Source organism: Actinophytocola sp. (genome assembly GCF_036378875.1).
Classification (GTDB): Bacteria; Actinomycetota; Actinomycetes; order Mycobacteriales; family Pseudonocardiaceae; genus Actinophytocola.
In genome coordinates, this window is sequence record NZ_DASUVO010000032.1 from 58,155 (window position 1) to 74,892 (window position 16,738).

Genomic DNA, 16,738 nt, shown 5'->3' on the forward strand with positions numbered 1-16,738 from the left:
TCTGCTTGAAGCTTCAAGTACAAGTCACCGTAGGCGAAGGTACTTGAAGGTTCAAGCTCTAGTGGGTGGCGCGGACCTTCGTCAGGATCGCGTCGCAGATGCCGTCGAGGGCCTCGAGCTGCGCCGGCGTGAGCACGTCGAACACCAAGGCGCGCACGGCCGCCACGTGTCCAGGGGCGCTGGCCCGCAGCTTGTCGAGGCCGACGTCGGTGAGCACGGCGACGTTGCCGCGTCCGTCCTCTGTGGCGCGTTCCCGGCGCACCCAGCCCTGTCGCTCGAGCTTGCCGACGACGTGCGACAGCCGTGACTGCGAACTGTCCACCATGGCCGCCAGGTCGCTCATGCGCACTGCCCGCCCCGGCCTCTCGGACAGCATGGCCAGCACCCAGTAGCCGAAGTGGGTCAGGTCGGCGTCGCGTTGCAGCTGTGCCTCCAGCTCGGTGGGCACCCAGGTGAGCACGCCCACGAACCGTCGCCACACCTGCTGCTCACGCTCGGTCAACCATCGGGTCCCATCCACCAGCCAACGATACGGCGAGGCACGACCGGCCCTCGCCAGGTGCACCGTGGGCCGAAGGTCCCTGCTTGGCACCTCCAGCGGGAACGATCCCTGAGGTCAGGGTCGCGCGGTCGCGGTCTCGACGTGCTCGACGAGTTCCCCGGCGCCCTCGGTGAGGCCGGTGATGGTGACCTTCCCGCCTCCGGCGAGGTGGATGGTGCAGTTGACGTCGCCGCCGACCCATCGGGCGAGGGCGGTGTCCTTGCCAGGCCTGATCGAAACGCGGTCGATGTCCGCCCACGTGATGCTCTGCGCGCGGCCGGATCGCGAATACCGCACACCGTTGTCGCGCAGCTCGAAGACCTCGCCGCGGTGGGTGAGGTACCAGATGCCCGTCCAGACACCCATGAGCAGCAGGCCAACGCCGAGCCCGACCACGGCGCTCGGCAACAGCAGCGGATCACCGCCGGTCTGCGGGGTCTTCCCGCTCATGTCCTCGACAGCCACCCAGAACACCACAGCGAGAGCGGTGACGGGCACGCCGACCAGGAGCAGGATCGTCGCGATCCAGCCGCGGCGCCGATTGTCGGTCGGATACGTCCCCCGTACGGGACCCAGTTCAGCCTCACTCACGCGAGTGAGGCTAGACCGTGGTGCCGGGGACCCCTCCCGCTGAAGGCATGGAAACCGCTTGGTGCCTGTGACCAGCATGGCGGCCTACGGCGATGTGGATCAAGCCCTCTGCCAGCGGGTGCGGTGTGCCAGGCGCAGTCGTTCAGCCTCGGCGCGGGCCGTGGGGGAGACGGGTTCATCGGCCCACCCGGTGAGGGTCGCGGCCATGCCGGCGACGAGAGCGCGGCCCTGGTCGGTCAGCTCGGGGCGCTCGACGAGCATCGCGACGGTTTCCTCGGTGGCGGTCAGCCAGCGGGCGAACTCGACCTCCGCCTCGTGCACGTCGGCCGCCTCGGTGTCGAGCATGCGTTGGCGCCGCCAGAAGCCGACCACGCCGACGTACGCGTACGCGCCGTGCAGCAGGCCGAGCAGCGGCCTCGGGTCCGTGCGCCACGGGGCGTAGAACCGCTGCGCCGAACTGGTTTCCAGCAGTGGGAACAGGTCCAGCACGACGGTGAGCTTGGCGTGCTGGACCTCGTGCACCAGCGCCAGCGCGGCCGAGCGGGCGTCCGGCGGCAGCGACATCAGCACGGACCCGAACGCGTCGGACAGCGTCGCGCTCGCTGGCACGGTGCCCGACTGGCGCAGTGGGGTGATCGTGCGGACCGCCGCGACGATCGAGTCGGCCACGCCGTGCTTGCCGAGCAGGTCGACGGCACCGGACAGCACGCGGCTCCACGCGTCCGCGTCCGTCGAGGTCAGCACGTCGGTGTCGAACGGTGCCGGAGGCGCGGTGAGCAGCCACCGGTCGAACGTCACGGTCCTGGTGCCAAGTCGCGCGGTCGCGAGCGGTGCCCAACCCGGCGCCGGCGTCCGGAAGTCCGCCGGTAGCCGGACCGCGCCGACATGGACGCCGTCGGGCCGAACGCGGATCTGGAGACCACCGGTCGTCACGGTGCCCAGCGACGGCAGCGGCAACCGCGACGAGTCCGGCGCGGGCAGGTCGGCGTCGACACCGGCACGCACGGCCGCGGCCGCGGCGACGTTCGCCAGCAGCGCGGGCGGGAACCGGGTGCCGCCGTGCACCAGCTCCCGCGCCGCGCCGACCGCCCACAGCGTCACCTCCGGCTCGTCGACCACGTGCCACACCGCGTCCTGGTCGTGTTCGCGTGCCTCGGTCAGCACCCGGTAGGCCCGCTCGACGACGTCCGTGTCCGGGTGGCTCGCGTGCGCGGTCTCGGTGGCGAGGAACGCGATGGCCAGCAACGTTCTGCTGCGGTTCGCGACACGCAGCCGCTCGACGACCGCCGCGTCGCCGCCACCCGAGGCCAGCTCGGCGAACTCCTGCGCGGACAACCGAAGCCGTGACACGTCGGTCATCGGGCCGGCCCGAGCATCGCGGCGACGTCGTGTGCCAGCACGTCCCGGATGTGCCGGATCAACCGCAGGAGATCGGGGCAGAACACCGACGGGTTGTCGAAGCCCGCGCCGGCCCGGTAGCGGTGCGCACGCAGCCCGCCGCCGCACACCCTGCGCACCCCGCAGCCGCGGCAGGCCGCCGGAAGTCCCCGCGCGCCAAGGCGTTGCGCACGCATCGCGGGCAGCCGCAGCGCCGCGTCGAACGAATGCCGCCACACGTCCAGGCCCGTGCTGGCCGCGCCGGGGTAGGTCGAGCGGAGCGTGTCGGACAGCTCGATCGCGCCGTCGGTCTCCACGACGGCCATGGCGGGCGCCGCGAGCCCGAGCCCTTCCACCTCCGGCGTGCCGCCGAACACCCCGCGGATGATCTCGTCGAACATGCGAACCGAGGTCTCCCGCGCCGGTGCGTGGTACCAGCGGTCGAACACCGCGACCAGCCAGTCGCCGTACGGGGTGGCCGGGCGGCCTGGCACGCGGCCGGGCGGCGGCGTGGTCCAGTTCCCGTGCGGCAGAAGGAAATCCACCGTCGGCGGCGCCTGCGCGACCAGCGCCTCGTACGTCTCGACCGGGTCGGCCGCGAGGTCGATCGTGGCGAGGATGCCGGCGAAGTGGTCGCGCAGACGGGGTTCCCGCAGGGTACGCAGCCCGGCGAGGACAAGATCGTGACTGCCGCGCCCGCGATGGTCGCGGCGGCGGTCCAGGCTCGTGGGGACGCCGTCGAAACTCACGCTGAAGCGGACGCCCAGGTCCGCGAGTGGCCGCACGCGGCGCTCCGTGAGCAGGGTTCCGTTGGTCTGCACCGTGATCAGCGCGTGCGTGCGGTCGCCGAGCGCGGCACGGAGGGTGTGGACGCAGTCGGCGATGGCTGCCGTGCCGGCCAGCAGCGGTTCGCCGCCGTGGAGCACGATCCGCACCTCGGGCAGGTCGTGGCGGTGCGCGTGTTCGGCGATTCGCGCGGCCGCCTGTTCGCGCAGTTCCCGGGAAAGCACGCGCGGGCGGGTACGCCAACCCTGGTCCGCCATTGTGTACACATAACAATAATCGCAGGACAAATTGCACCGACTGTGGATCTTCAGCACGAACTGTCGCAACGGCTGCAAAGTCTCATCGCGGGCTGGGCCCATGATCGCACCTCCCCGAACAAACCATGGCGCGCGTGGGCCGTCAGCGGATGGACAAATTGATGACAAGAAACACCACCCGCGGTCCTGGCGAAGGTCCGCACCGCGTCTGTGTTGATATGATACCGACCTGCTTCGCCACGAGGAGTGACGATAATCTGCCGGAGGCGGCTAGGTGGACCATGTTCCGGAAATCGAGTCCGATCTTGTCTCCGATCTCGTCGACGTCACCGCCCTGTCGCTGGACCAGGTCGCGGCCTTGCCCGACAACGTGTTACGCGAGACGCTCCGCCGCGCGTTGCTCGCGCCGGATTCCGAGGCACGCCTGTTCTCCATGTTCCAGAACGCCCTTTAAGCCCACGCCTGTAATCCTCCGCCGACCGATGGCAACCTGAGTAGTGATGACCAGTCAACAAAGTGCGGCGGTGGAGCCGAGGCGGCAGGCGATACTCGTGGCGTTCGTGTCCGCGGACGACGCGGTCGACCGGGCAGGCGCGATTGCGAACCTGGCCTGCCTGCTGGCCAGCAACGACCGGTCCGTCCTGGTTCTCGACCTGCCGGAAGCGGTTTACCGGGTGGCCGAGTACCTCGCCCCGTTCGCGGCGGAACAGGGCGCGTTGCGCGAGCTGGCCGGCGCGAAACTGGAACGCGAGTACGCCATCACCTTCAGCTGGACCTCGCCGAGGGACTCCACTCTCGACCGGTTCACGCTGCCGGCCGGGCAGGGCATGATCGACGTGCTCACGCTCGAGCGGTCCGAGCTCGAACCGCGGCGGTGGCTGGCCGCGGCCCGCCGGGGCGACGCCGACCGCCTGCGCGACTCGTTCGTCCACTCGCCGTACGACTACGTGCTGATCAACGCGCCGTCGCTGCGCGAGCAGTCCGACGAGGAGACCAAGGCGATCTTCAACTCGGTCGCCACGATGTGCGACGCCGCCGTCGTGTGCTTCTCCCACCGGGTCGCGACGCTGCGCCAGGCGGACCGCATCGGCCGGTCGCTCCACCGACGCGCGCCGGGCGGCATCCAGGTCGTCCCGTTGCGTCTGTCCGCAGGCCCCGGCGAGGACGCGGACACGCACTTCGCCGAACTGCTGGCGGACAACCCGCGGCCCGGCGGGGTTCTGTCGGTGCCCGACATCGCCCCGTCGACCCCGGTGCTCGCCCTGTTCCTGGACGTGCCGGACGTCGTGCCCGCCTACGCCGCGCTCGCGGCCGCGGTCACGTTCGACGCGGTGACGGGGCTCGGCGAGCTGCCGGCGGCCGTCTTCGCGCGCTACCGGCGGGCCACCGGGTTCGCCGACGCGGGCTCACCGCCGCGGTTCCTCGTCGCCAACACCCCGGCCGACCGCCTGTGGGCGGACTGGATCACCGCACACCTGCGGGCCGCGGGCGCCGAGGTCGGCACGCTTCGCACCAACGCGGCGTGGCTGGACGAGTCACCGGCACCGGAACTGGTGGTGGTCGGCAGCGACGAGGCCGAGGCGACCGCCGAGTTCCAGGCGGCCGCGGCACGCGCCGCGACCGCCACCCAGGTGATCGTCGACGACGCGGTGCCGTCCCTGCCGGGCATGGCGACGCTGCGGCTCGCCGGGCTCGACCCGGTGGTGGCGGCCGCCAGGCTCCACGGGTACTTCGGGCTCAGGCCGGCGGCCGCGGACGACGCGCCGCCCCTCGCCGTGCGGCACCCGGCCGAGGCGCCGGACATCCTCCACATCCCGCCGGCCCACAACGCCCACGTGGGGCGTGCGGACGAGCTAGAGCGGCTGCGCGACCGGCTGCTGTACGGCGACGGCGCCCCGGTTCGGCTGACCGGCGCACCGGGCGTCGGCAAGACCGCGCTGGCCCGCGAGTACGCCTGCCGCTACGCCAACGCGTACGCCGTCGTGTGGTGGATCTCCGCGCACGACCGGGTGTCCGTGCTCGCCAGCATCGTCGCGCTCGGCCGCGCGCTGCGCGAGGTCACCGACGAGGACGTCCCTGGACCGCTCGCGCTGCTCGGCTCTGACCTCGTCGGGAAGCGGTGGCTGCTGGTCTTCGACGACGGCGACCTCCCCGAGGCGTACGCCGACCTGCTCCCGCCGCCCGGCCGCTGCCACGTGCTCATCACCACGGCCACCGGTGAGGACGCCGGTGACTTCGTCGTGTCCCCGTTGCCCGAGCGGGACAACGCGGCGCTCCTCGCCGGGCGCCTGCCACAGCTCACCGACACCGGCAAGCTCCACGACCTCGCCGCGGCGGTCGGGTACAGCCCGCTCGCCATGGAGCTGTCGGCGGCCTGGCTCACCGAGGTGATCCGCACCGACGAGGTGAACCCGCAGCTCGCCACGGCCGAGACGCGCACGGTGGTCGACACGTTCGTCGCGCGGCTCGGCAGCCCGTCGGCCGGGCCGAACGCGGTGGCCAGGGTGCTCGCGGTCATGTCCGAGAGCCTGACCGTGAGCGAGAGCGGACGGCTCACGCTCCTCCTGGCGCAGTTCTGCGCGCTGCTGTCGCCCGAGGGCGTGAGCCTCGGGCTGTTGCGTTCCAAGGCGGTCCGGCGGGAGCTGATCAGGGTGGGCGGCCGCGACGCCGTGCCGCTCGCCGTCGACGCCGCCGAGATCGACGTGCTCATCGCGGCAGGCGCCCGCATCGGCCTGTTCCGGGTCGACTGGGGCCGCACGCGGACGCTGATCGTGCATCGCGTGGTCCGCAGGGCGCTCCAGGACCAGCTGCCGGCGGCGTTCGCCCCGATCCTGCGCGAGCACGTCCTGCGTGCCCTCGCCAACTACGCGCCGACCGAGCAGGAGGAGGACCAGCCGACCACGATGGGCCGGTACGCCGAGCTGAACCGGCACGTCATGTCGACCGGCGCGCAGGACAGCGCCGACACCGACGTCCGCCACTGGCTGGTCAACCAGACCAGGTACCTGTACCGCACGTTCGAGCCCGACGTCTGGGAGGTCGCGCTCGCGCCCGCCCGACAGCTCTACGACCGGTGGCTGGCCGCACACACCAAAACCGACCCGTACGTGTGCATGCTCGCGGGCCAGCTCGCCAACCTGTACCGCGCGCTCGGCCAGTACGACATGGCGCTGCGGCTGGACAGCGCGGCACTGGACATGCAGCGCAGGCACCAGGGCCGCGCCCACTACCGGTCCCTGCTGACCGCGCGTGGGCTCGGCGCGGACCTGCGTGCGCTCGGCCGGCTCGAGGACGCGATGGACGAGGACATCGTCACCCTCGACGGGCTACGCGCGGCCTTCGGTGAGGACCACCCGCAGACGCTCCTCGCGGAGAACAACCTTGCCGTGTCCCGTTTCCACGCGGGTGACATCGCCACCGCCCTCGCGGAGGGCGAGGCGCACTGCGCGCGGCGCGACCGGCTGTTCGGTCCCGACGACCCGCACAACTGGCAGGCGCTCGCGAACCTCGGGGTGTACCAGCGGGCCATGGGACTTTTCGACCGTTCCGTCGCCACCTTCACCCGAGCACACGAGCTGGCGTCGGCCATGAAACCGCCGCCGTCGCAGGCGAGCCCGCTGGTGACGTGGCTGCGGTCGATCAGCGAGCGCCTCGACCCGCACCGCGACACCACGATGGCCAGGGGCCGCAACGGAGAGGCACTCGTCGCGTTGCGGGACCTGTTCGGTGACGAGCACCTCCAGGTCGTCGCGTGCAAGCTCAGCTACGCCAACGCGCACCGGGCGACCGGGGCGGCCGGCCACGCCGTCACCGCCATCACCGAATGCCTCGACGTGCTGTCCCGCCTGCCCGGCATCACGGACGCCCACCCGCACCCCGCGGTCTGCCGCGCGATGCTGGCCGTCGCGCTCATGGCCGACAGCCGGCCCTCGGAGGCACTCGCACCGAGCGACGAGGGCCTGCGGGTGCTCACCGAGCATCTGGGGCCGGGTCATCCGCTGACGCTCGCGGCCCAGGTCAACCACGCCGTCGTGCTGTCCGCCGCAGGCCGGCACGAACAGGCACGCACCGCGGCGGCCGGCGCGAGCCGGGCGTGCGCCGACTTCCTGCCAGGCCACCACTACTACCTCGACATCGCCTCGACGAACGCGCGACAGATCAGCGCGGGGGACCGGAGCGTTGGCGTGCGCACGCTCGATCTCGACATCTCGATGCCATGAGTGACGACCGGAGACACGTGATGGGGGCCGAGATGGCGGCGGGCAGTCGGGTACCGGACATCACCGCGCATGTCGGCGGGCACATCGACGATCCGCGCGAGCGAGCGCTACTCGGCATCTGCGCGCGGGCGGTCGCCGACACGGTCGGGCTACATCACCTGGCGTACTACACCGACCGCGTACTGGACTTCGCGCTGGACGTGTTCGACGACGCGGACCACGCGCCGCCGGACACACACACCGAGGCGCGGCCAGGGCTGCGCAGGCTCGGTCGGCAGCTGTGCGGCGAGTTCGAGCGGCTGAACGAGCGGCTCCTGCGCGCGCACACCGGCACGCTCATCCGCACGGTGCTGCGGACCGACGACGCGGAGATCGTCTGCGATCTCGTGGTGCGCGCACAGTTCGTGGTCGCCGTGACCTACACCGGCCTCCACGACTACATCGACGAGTCGAACAGCGTCGACCGCACACTCGCCGGACTGGTCAGGAACCTGCGTGACCACGTCGGCCTGCCGAGCCAGAACCCGGGCGGCTACGAGACGGAGTCGGAGGCCGATCCCGCCGAGGACACCCGGTCGATCGAGCCGCACGTCGACCGGCGCCGCAGCCGTCTCCCACGTGAGATCGAAGACGCCTGCCTGTCCGCGCTCAGCGCACCCGCACTGCATCTGGTCGCGTACTGTGTCGACGACGAAACGGTTTTCCTCGCCGACGTGTTCGAACACCCCGCGTTGAGCATGTACTTCCCCGGACCGGTCACGCCGGAGTACCGGCGCCGGTATTACCGGGAACTCTGCAAACAACTCGCCGGGATTCGCACCCGGCTCGCCCGCGTCAGCGCACACATGCTGAATGGCCGGCTCAAGCGCGTCGTCCTCGACGTCGAACAGGGTGCGGTGTACTACTTCCGGGTCACCAGCCGGGTGTACCTCGTTGGCGTGACGCTGCACCAGCCACGCGTGCGTCACATGGATCTCCGCATGGCCCAGCTCGCCGCGGAATGCGGAAAGTTCCACCCCACCGAGTGAGAAAATGGGGACGGCCGGCTCTGTCGGCTGATTCGTCGCGGCGGTTAGAATCGTGCCCACGGATTTCGAACGTGGGGACGCGCGATGGCCCTCAGCAGAGGCGCGCTACTGGTAGCGGTACTGGGCGCCAGCTGGCTCGGCGGTCGTGCCCTCCATGTCGACGACGTCTACCTGACCCCGGCCTACCACTACTTCATCCTGGCGTTGCTGGCCATCGGGTTGTACGGCAGCACAAGGGACATCGACGTCGGTGAGCTGCGGAGCAACCGCAGGACCGTGCTGCTCGCGCTGTCGATCGGCGTCATGGCGAAAGTCGTGTTCATCGCCGCGGTCATGCTGGTGCTGTACCCGGAACCCGCCAGCCTCGTGCTCGGTGTCGCGGTGGCCCAGATCGACCCGCTCGCGGTCGCCTCGGCACAGCGGCGCCGGCACATGTCATCGTCGACCCGCGCGGTGCTGAACGCGTGGGCCGCGTTCGACGACCCGGTGACCGTGCTGCTCACGGTGTACCTGTCGATGTTCGCGTTGCGGGCAGCGGGAATCGGCTCGTCGGCCGACGCGGTCACCTCGCCCGCGGCCGCGTTCGTCGTCGACCTGGCGCTGAACCTCCTCTTCGCCTGCGCCGCCTACGCGGTGTGGTGGGTGGCGCGGCGCACCGGCCTGCCCTCGCGGCTCGCCAAGGCCGACCTCGTGGCCAGGGCCGGGCAGGTCGCGGTCGCCGTGGTCGCGCTCGTGTACGCGGTGTTCGGGGTGAGCCAGTCGCTGATGCTGGGGATCGCGCTGATCGGGTTGTTCTTCCGCCCGTACCTGGCGTGGCGGCGCACGGCGACCGGGTTCGTGTTCGGTGCGTTGCTGGTCGCGACGGGCGCGCTCGGGGTGGTGCTGGCCGGCACGACCGAGTTGCTGACCGCGGGCACGGTCGTGAAGGGTGTTGTGCTGGGCATCGCCGCGTATGTGGCGCAGATGCTGGCCGGTGGGCTGCTCTCCAGGGGACGGGGCCGGTTCGACCGGCTCTACCTCGCGCTCAGCCAACAGAACGGGCTGACCGCGATCGTGCTCGCGCTGGTGCTGGAACCCGACTTTCCTGGCGCGGTAGCGGTCATCGCACCGGCGATCGTGGTGACGAACGTGCTCTACGGCGTGGGTAGCGCGGTCGTGACGCGGCTGGAGAAGCAGGCGCCGGTGCCGGTGCCAGTGCCGGTTTGGGTAATGGTGGCCGCGCACATGAACATCAGGGCGACGAGAGCTCGGCGAGCACTGTCCGCCGAACCTGCACGCCCAAAGCTCTGAACTGTTCCGTGAACTCGGTGACCCGCTCCTGGATCGTGCGGTCGGCGACGCGGCCACCCGTGCCTTCCAACTCGCCCTCGGCCACCAGCCGGAACAGCGGCGTCATCCGGCTGATCGGCATGGTTTCGGCAACCCGCTCGTAGGTCCGGCACAGCGCGTCGAACCGGCTGCGAGCTGGACCGGCCTCCCGCGCGTCCCGCCCCTCGGTCACGTACCAGCTCGCGGCCGCGGTGGAGAACGCCACGATCCAGCGGCGCAGCATCGACAGTGTGCCGGCGGCCTCGTACACCCCGGTCGCCGCGAGGCGGTTGAGCAGCTGGGTGACGCGGCGGTAGTGGTCGCTGGAGTCCTCGGCGCGGGTGTAGACGCGGTCGAACAACGCGTCCGGGTGACCGAAACGGTCCAGTGTCGCGAGCGCGTCGTGGAACAGCTGCGCGACGGACGCGGGGAAACCGCGTCCCGACTCCTCGGCTGGGTCGGCTGGCGCGGTCAGGTTGACGACGTTCACCCGGTCGCGCAACGTCGCCAGCTGCACCGCGGTGTCCTCGGTGAGCCGGTCGATCTCGCGACCCAGCCGCTCCATCATCTGATGGGTGGTGCTGTTGTCCATGTCGATGCGGACCAGCCACTCGCGGATCGCGGGCAGCGCGTTGGTGCCGCCGAGATTGGTGAACCGCTCGGCCAGCGAGCGCAGGATCGGCTGGAGCGCCTCGGCGAACGACCGCCGGTCGTAGAGCACGGGCCGGTCGACGACATGCGTGGTGAGTTCGGCCGCGGCGTCGGGATCGAGGACGTTCGCCACCACCAGCACCACCTCGACGGCCCTGCGTGCCGTACGCACGGCGTCCAACCGCGAACGCAACCCCTCGAGACCGCCGGTGAACACCGAGTCCACCACGATGATCGCGAAACCCGAGTCCCGGCCGGTCTCGATCCAGAAGTCCGCGCGCGAGTTGCGGGTGCCGAAGTGGAGCCCGGGAAAGTACGGGATTCTCGCCCGGTTGAGCAGGTCCCGGACCGCGGCCGACACCTCCGCCAGTGTCACGTCGCTGGCCTGGCCCCGCACCTCGTCCTCGACCATCACGGTGTCGACGGGCCGCGACTCCTCGACGGCGGTGCGGTAGAGGGCGTGGCAGAGGTTGAAGATCTGCCGGGGGTTGCCGTTGACCAGGCGGACCATGCGCTCGACGGCCGCCGGCTGGAACTCGACGTCGGGCAGGTCGGGTTCGCCCTGCTGGGCACGGTCGATGAACGCGATGACGTCGACGGCGGACAGCGGCGGCATCGTGACGGTCTCGCCGAGGCGTTCGCGGACGTCCTCGTCGAGCGCCCGGCGGAACTCGGGCAGCCCGCTGAGCACGAGGAACGCGCCAGCCTGCTGGAAGACCTGCAGCAGGCGCTGGAGTGCCTTGCTGACCGCCATCTCGATGGGTCTGCCGGTCAGGATCTTGTCGATCTCGTCGATGACCAGGACGAACCGCCGGCCCTTGCGGCCGTGCAACAGCGCGAACACACCCATCGCGTCCAGCGCGGAGACCTCGTCGTCGATGCGGTTGGTGATGCCGCGTTCGACCAGTGCCGCGTGCGGGGCGCTGCCGTTGAGCCAGTCCCACACGGCGTCGTCGTAGCCGGGGCGCAGCAGCAGTGTGAGGGCGATGCCGTACGCGGGGTCCTCGGTGATGGTCCCCAGTTCCTCGTTCAGGCTCTCGGCGACCTGACGCAGCAGCGCGCTCTCCATCATCTGGTAACCGCCGACGACCTTGTCCGGCGCGACCTCGCGGTTACGCACCAGCGTGGCGATGTCCATGGTGGTGCCGGTGGCGAGCGAGTCGGCGACCACGTCGGCGTAGAAGTCGTTGACCCGCGCACGCACGCCGTCCCGGCCCAGCTTGCGGATGAAACGGCTGTACAGCCCGGTGAACCGGTCCGAGGCGACGTCGAGGTACATCGCGTTGGCCGGCGGGTCCGCGGCCTTCGCGACACGGACGAGCCGCATGCCCAGATGGGTTTTGCCGGTCCCGTGTTCGCCGGAGACCGCGAGCACGTTGCCGGCGCCGGCAAGCGCCGAGGCCCCGAGGTACTCCTTGAGCAGGCTTTCCGCTCTGCGCACGGCAGCGGTCTCGATCGTCGGGTCCTCTGACACCGTGTCCGTGGTGATGGCCACGGACAGCGGCGAGAACGGGTTGCCAGCGTACCGGCTGCCGTTTCCGGTCATTGCTTCATCCCATCATGGACCTGATTTTGTGGAGGCTATAACGAGTTAAGTCATGAGCGCTAATCGTCGCCTCGATCGTGTAATTGTCGGGAGACCGTCGGGCATGGTTGTACAACCCGGTCATCGTGTCCTGCAACATCGCGACGGAAGTCTTCCTGGTCGACGTCAACAGATCCATGACGTCATCGTCCAACCGAGGAAAGACACCGTCGTTTCTGCGCTGTTCATAACGGGTCTCGATGAACAGTCGGATGTCCTCGGCGCTCAGCTCGCCGACCGTCATCGTCGCGGGAGGCACCTCGACATCGTTGCCGCCGCCGATCGAGGTGACCTGGTGCGAGCCGACGTAGGACGACTCGGCGAAGAACATGACCCGCGGCGCGGGCATCGTGGCGTACTGTTCGATCTCACTCTGGAGGTCCGCCGAGGGCAGCAGGAGGATCAGGACGACATCGGGCCGCCCTTTGCCGTCCATGGCGGTGCCGAGGTCCGCGTAGACCAGTTCGGGGCTCGGCAGCTTCGCCAACGCGTCCCTGGTTTCCGCGTCGATGAGATCGAGTCTGGCCATGCGCTGGACGAGCGTGGTGGCCACGTGGGTGATCCGCTTGTTGATGTCGATGACCGAGTTCTTCCGGTCCGCGAGGTCGATGGCGCGGGACAGGTCGATGATCTCGCCCCGCATTCCGTTCGCGGCCAGCTGGTCTGACAACCAGTACGCACACTGGTTACGCAGAGCCGATTTCCCGCAGCCGGAGTCACCGGTGACGAGCGCGAGGCGCGAGTTCTCCATCAGCAACGACGGCGTGGTGAACTGGGCCTGGAAGTCGGCGAACGCGGGGGCGTAGTTGTCGATCTCGATGTAGAGATCCGCGTGTGAGCTCTCCCGCCACGGGCACAGCGCGCTCATGGGCGCGTCCTCGCGGCCGGGAATGAGAAACGGGTTGATCTGCCTGGTGTTTCCGCCGTCCGGCCCCGGCTCGCTCACGGCCGCGCACCTTCCGCGAGCGGCCGGGTCAACCGGCCGTCCACCCCGCCGTGCTCGGCGAGCGCGTCCGCGACGAGAAACCCGATGGTGGACACTTCCCTGATCCGAGCACGCGTTTCCGCGATTCTCCGCCCGCGCGGCCCGGCGGCCTTGATGTCTCGAAGCTCGGAATCCAGCACTGGGCCCAGTTCCCCGTGTCGCAGCAGGTCGACGACGTCCCGCACGGCGAGCCAGTCGGGTTCCCGCTCGACGACTGCGCCCAGGCGTCCGACCAGCACCTCCCGCGCCGCTTCCATCTCGGTGGCGGGACCGGAGGGCAAGGAAACCACACTGTCGAGGTACTCGTTGGCGGCGCTGCTGTAGGCGGCTACCGCGGTGCGCAGTTCGCCGGCGTCGGCCTGCCCTCGGGTGGTTCTGTTCTGCCGCCGGGTGCTGGCGAAGGTCAGCGCGGACGTGAGCACGACGGTCAACAGTGGCAACACGATGCTGTTGACGGACGTTCCCGTCGCTGACTTCCCGCGCATCGCCGCCAACGCGTCACAGGCGCGGACGAAGTCGTCGTTGTGCTCGTCCCGCCAGTCGAACACCGACACGGCGTCGTCCCCCACCAGGACCCGGTTCTTCGTGCTGCCCTGCCGAGCGACGCCGAGGGACACCGCCGCGTCGGCGAGAGCGCCCTGCTCGCTCGGCTGCAGACAGAAAACGTCCCGCGCGTCCCGGGTCCCCTGCGAGGTGCCCAGCGTCGGCAGTCCCACGACCAGCGCCAACGCGATCGCCAGCGCGGAGATGATCACCCACCGCCGTACGCCAGTGGACCACAACCGGCGCAACGCCGTGAGCCCACCAGCACCCGCCACGAGCCCCCCTTCCGCCATTGCGCCCGGTCGTCACTTCGCTGACCGTGTAAGCGTCGTTACGTTTCCGCTCAGCATTTTATCGGCCCGGCAATTCCGGTTCACGTCGACTTCTCGGGATTCCGTGTCGATTTCGTGGTGCTATGTCGCCAGCAGTGGCAGCCAGACTTCGTCCACGATCTCGACGATCGACTCGTCGGGCAACGCGCGCAGTGTCATGAGCACGTCGTGGCGGAACAGGTCGAAGGGCAGGTTCACCACGCGGGACGAGCGCGGCACGTCGGGCAGTTCGCCACGTTCGACCGCGCGGGCGACGATCATCTCCAGGGGCGCCGGTCGGCCCGGTGCGCCGAGGGTGTCGCGCAGTTCGCTGAAGTTGGTGCCGGTGTCGCGGAAGTAGTCCATCAGCTGCACGCTGATCAGCGTGATCATGTGCGTGAGGCCGGCGTCGGCGTTGCGCAGGAAGCCGATCGCGTCGTCGCGGAGGCTGCCGGTGTCGGGCACTTCGACCTGCTGTGACCGCCGGAACTTCGTGATGGTGGCCAGCAGCAGGTCGTCGCGCTGCGGCCAGCGTCGGTAGAGCACGGGCCGGCTCGTCCCGGCGCGGGCGGCGACCGCCTCGTAGGTGAAGCCGTGGTAGCCCTGCTCGACCAGCACGTCCCACGCGGCGTCGAGGATCGCGTCCTCGAGCGCGGGGCCGCGTCGACGTGACTTGAGATTCACTTGCGTATCTTATCCCGACTGGATACGGTGCCGTCCGTTAGAAACATCCGTGTATCTTAAGGCGGCATCAGTGATGTTCGACGTCATCATCGTCGGCGGTGGACCGGTCGGTCTCTTCCTCGCCAGCGAGCTTCGCCTCGCGGGGGTCCAGCCGCTGGTGCTGGAACAACGGCCGGAACCGGACCTGGCGGACAAGGCGCACGGCCTTGCCGGCCAGGTCGTGCGGCTGTTCGACAACCGCGGCCTCTTCGAGCGGTGCGGGGGCCGGGGAGCGCCGGAGCCCGCACCCGGGTTCTTCTTCGGCGGTCTGCCGCTGCCGCTGCGCGTCCTCGGCGACGAGAACCCGATGTACCTCCTGCCGGTCGCCCAGCGCCATCTCGAACGTGTGCTCACCGAGCGCGCGACCGAACTCGGCGCGGATGTCCGGCGCGGTTGGGAAGTCCAGTCATACAGCCAAACCGACGATCAGGTCGACGTCGTGGCACGCGGTTGCGACGGCACCGAGACGACCTTCACCGCCCGGTACCTCGTCGGCTGCGACGGCAGCCACAGTCCGATCAGGAAACAGGCGGGAATCGCCTTCCCCGGCGTCCGCGACGACAACGTCGTGGAGCGGTGGGCGTTGATCGGACCGAGCGACCGGTTCCGTGTCGCGCCGCGTGGCCGTGTCGCGATCGACGGCCACGGCGAGATCCCGGCGCACTTCCATCGCACCGACCATGGCGTCTTCACGCTCCTGGCGCACGATCCGGAGCGGCCGCTCGTCAACACGGTCGAATGGAAACATGACCCGGCAGGCGATTTCCCCGGCCCGGGTGTCCCGATGACACTGTCCGAAATGGAGGACAGCATCGAACGGGTCATCGGAGTGCGCCTGCCCCTGACCCCGCCGCCCGAGGGTGCGCCCACATTGCTTCGCCGCACATGCGGCCGGAACACGCGACTCGCTGACCGCTACCGCGCCGGTCGAGTCTTCATCGCCGGCGACGCCGCGCATGTCAGCCACGGGCCAACACTGAACCTGGGACTGCAGGACGCGACCAACCTGGCCTGGAAACTCGCCGCCACACTGCGGGGATGGGCCTCGGAAAGCCTACTGGACAGCTACGAAACCGAACGCCACGCAAGCGGCGAACGCGTGTTCATGGCCACCCAGGCGGACAGGACCGCGCTCATGGCACCCGGAGGCGACGTCACCGCCCTACGCCAGCTCTTCGGGGAACTACTGGGGCGTCCCGAGAACGTGCGAACGATCGCCGCACTGATGGCAGGCGCCGACGTTCGCTACGACATGGGCGAGGAGAACCCCGCCGCCCCAACGGGCTGGTTCGTGCCACCCCTTGACCTGACCACCAACGACGGCCACCCCCGACGCCTCGCCGAGCTTCTGCACGACGCCCGCCCTCTGCTACTCGACCTCACCGGCGAGCACTCCCTCGCCGCGATCGCCGAACCGTGGAGCGACCGCGTGCGCCGGGTAACCGCAACCGCCGACGACGCTCCGGCACCCGCACTACTCATCCGCCCCGATGGTTATGTCGCCTGGGCAGGGGCGGACCCTGATGGCCTGAAAGCCGCCCTCGCCCGCTGGTTCAGCCCGGGCTGAACGCTTCACGGCGGGTGGCGAGTCGAGGCAGACCCGGACGGTCTCGGGTTGGTCTGGGTCGCCAAGAACGGTTTCCGCATCCCTTACGAACCGGAACCTGTAGGCGACCCCGACCTTCCCCCAACCCTCGCCGGGTAGCCAAGGTGACCACATGGCCCGTTGCCGTGCCTCGCCGCGCCTACGCACACCACTCGTGAACTGCCGGCGAGGCACGGCGTCGATCGCCCCCGACCACCCATGCAGGGCAACCACTTCGGCGGTCGTA

13 protein-coding genes are annotated in these 16,738 nt (G+C 69.9%); 5 read left to right on the forward strand and 8 right to left on the reverse strand.

Features of this window, described 5'->3' with window-relative positions; genetic code table 11:
* Positions 1-58 precede the first annotated feature (58 nt).
* The 4 genes from VF106_RS08820 to VF106_RS08835 all read right to left on the reverse strand — a co-directional run bounded on the left by VF106_RS08820 (position 59) and on the right by VF106_RS08835 (position 3,654).
* Positions 59-520, reverse strand: a complete 462-nt coding sequence (locus VF106_RS08820) for a MarR family winged helix-turn-helix transcriptional regulator (protein WP_330839106.1) — start codon at positions 518-520, stop codon at positions 59-61.
* A 96-nt stretch (positions 521-616) separates the two neighbouring features.
* A complete protein-coding gene (locus VF106_RS08825; protein ID WP_330839107.1) occupies positions 617-1,132 on the reverse strand; it encodes a hypothetical protein in 516 nt (171 codons plus the stop codon).
* A gap of 99 nt (positions 1,133-1,231) precedes the next feature.
* Positions 1,232-2,491, reverse strand: coding sequence for an aKG-HExxH-type peptide beta-hydroxylase (locus VF106_RS08830; RefSeq protein WP_330839108.1), 1,260 nt, complete (start codon positions 2,489-2,491; stop codon positions 1,232-1,234).
* Complete coding sequence (locus VF106_RS08835; protein ID WP_330839109.1) at positions 2,488-3,654, reverse strand: FxsB family cyclophane-forming radical SAM/SPASM peptide maturase; 1,167 nt, start codon at positions 3,652-3,654, stop codon at positions 2,488-2,490. Before VF106_RS08835 ends, VF106_RS08830 begins: the two co-directional genes overlap by 4 nt.
* 172 nt (positions 3,655-3,826) lie before the next feature.
* Here VF106_RS08835 and VF106_RS08840 point away from each other — a divergent pair, with 172 nt between their 5' ends.
* The 4 genes from VF106_RS08840 to VF106_RS08855 all read left to right on the forward strand — a co-directional run bounded on the left by VF106_RS08840 (position 3,827) and on the right by VF106_RS08855 (position 10,090).
* Positions 3,827-4,006, forward strand: a complete 180-nt coding sequence (locus tag VF106_RS08840) for an FxSxx-COOH-like cyclophane-containing RiPP peptide (protein WP_330839110.1) — start codon at positions 3,827-3,829, stop codon at positions 4,004-4,006.
* Between the two features lie 46 nt (positions 4,007-4,052).
* Positions 4,053-7,772 carry an FxSxx-COOH system tetratricopeptide repeat protein gene (gene fxsT, locus VF106_RS08845; RefSeq protein WP_330839111.1) on the forward strand — a complete coding sequence of 1,240 codons (3,720 nt, stop codon included), beginning with the start codon at positions 4,053-4,055 and terminating at the stop codon, positions 7,770-7,772.
* Positions 7,769-8,800, forward strand: coding sequence for a hypothetical protein (locus tag VF106_RS08850; RefSeq protein WP_330839112.1), 1,032 nt, complete (start codon positions 7,769-7,771; stop codon positions 8,798-8,800). Before fxsT ends, VF106_RS08850 begins: the two co-directional genes overlap by 4 nt.
* Before the next feature lie 84 nt (positions 8,801-8,884).
* On the forward strand, positions 8,885-10,090 hold the full coding sequence (locus tag VF106_RS08855) for a cation:proton antiporter (protein ID WP_330839113.1): 1,206 nt from the start codon (positions 8,885-8,887) through the stop codon (positions 10,088-10,090).
* Here the strand turns inward: VF106_RS08855 and VF106_RS08860 are convergent.
* The 4 genes from VF106_RS08860 to VF106_RS08875 all read right to left on the reverse strand — a co-directional run bounded on the left by VF106_RS08860 (position 10,032) and on the right by VF106_RS08875 (position 14,867).
* Positions 10,032-12,305: a hypothetical protein gene (locus VF106_RS08860; protein ID WP_330839114.1), complete on the reverse strand. Its 2,274-nt coding sequence runs from the start codon at positions 12,303-12,305 to the stop codon at positions 10,032-10,034. The genes VF106_RS08855 and VF106_RS08860 overlap by 59 nt on opposite strands.
* Positions 12,306-12,309: 4 nt before the next feature.
* A complete protein-coding gene (locus VF106_RS08865; RefSeq protein ID WP_330839115.1) occupies positions 12,310-13,290 on the reverse strand; it encodes a hypothetical protein in 981 nt (326 codons plus the stop codon).
* Complete coding sequence (locus tag VF106_RS08870; RefSeq protein ID WP_330839116.1) at positions 13,287-14,147, reverse strand: hypothetical protein; 861 nt, start codon at positions 14,145-14,147, stop codon at positions 13,287-13,289. Before VF106_RS08870 ends, VF106_RS08865 begins: the two co-directional genes overlap by 4 nt.
* Positions 14,148-14,285: 138 nt before the next feature.
* Positions 14,286-14,867 (reverse strand): TetR/AcrR family transcriptional regulator, encoded by a 582-nt coding sequence (locus VF106_RS08875; protein WP_330839117.1) that lies wholly within the window; start codon positions 14,865-14,867, stop codon positions 14,286-14,288.
* 73 nt (positions 14,868-14,940) lie between these two features.
* On the opposite strand from VF106_RS08875, the gene VF106_RS08880 reads away from it, so the two are divergent.
* On the forward strand, positions 14,941-16,473 hold the full coding sequence (locus VF106_RS08880; RefSeq protein ID WP_330839190.1) for an FAD-dependent monooxygenase: 1,533 nt from the start codon (positions 14,941-14,943) through the stop codon (positions 16,471-16,473).
* Positions 16,474-16,738: the final 265 nt, after the last annotated feature.

Excerpts from the sequence above, each read along its gene's own strand:
- VF106_RS08850 (WP_330839112.1), top strand. The coding sequence starts at position 7,769 with ATGAGTGACGACCGGAGACACGTGATGGGGGCCGAGATGGCGGCGGGC.
- VF106_RS08830 (WP_330839108.1), bottom strand. The coding sequence starts at position 2,491 with ATGACCGACGTGTCACGGCTTCGGTTGTCCGCGCAGGAGTTCGCCGAG.
- VF106_RS08835 (WP_330839109.1), bottom strand. The coding sequence starts at position 3,654 with ATGGGCCCAGCCCGCGATGAGACTTTGCAGCCGTTGCGACAGTTCGTG.
- VF106_RS08855 (WP_330839113.1), top strand. The coding sequence starts at position 8,885 with ATGGCCCTCAGCAGAGGCGCGCTACTGGTAGCGGTACTGGGCGCCAGC.
- fxsT (WP_330839111.1), top strand. The coding sequence starts at position 4,053 with ATGACCAGTCAACAAAGTGCGGCGGTGGAGCCGAGGCGGCAGGCGATA.
- VF106_RS08880 (WP_330839190.1), top strand. The coding sequence starts at position 14,941 with ATGTTCGACGTCATCATCGTCGGCGGTGGACCGGTCGGTCTCTTCCTC.
- VF106_RS08860 (WP_330839114.1), bottom strand. The coding sequence starts at position 12,305 with ATGACCGGAAACGGCAGCCGGTACGCTGGCAACCCGTTCTCGCCGCTG.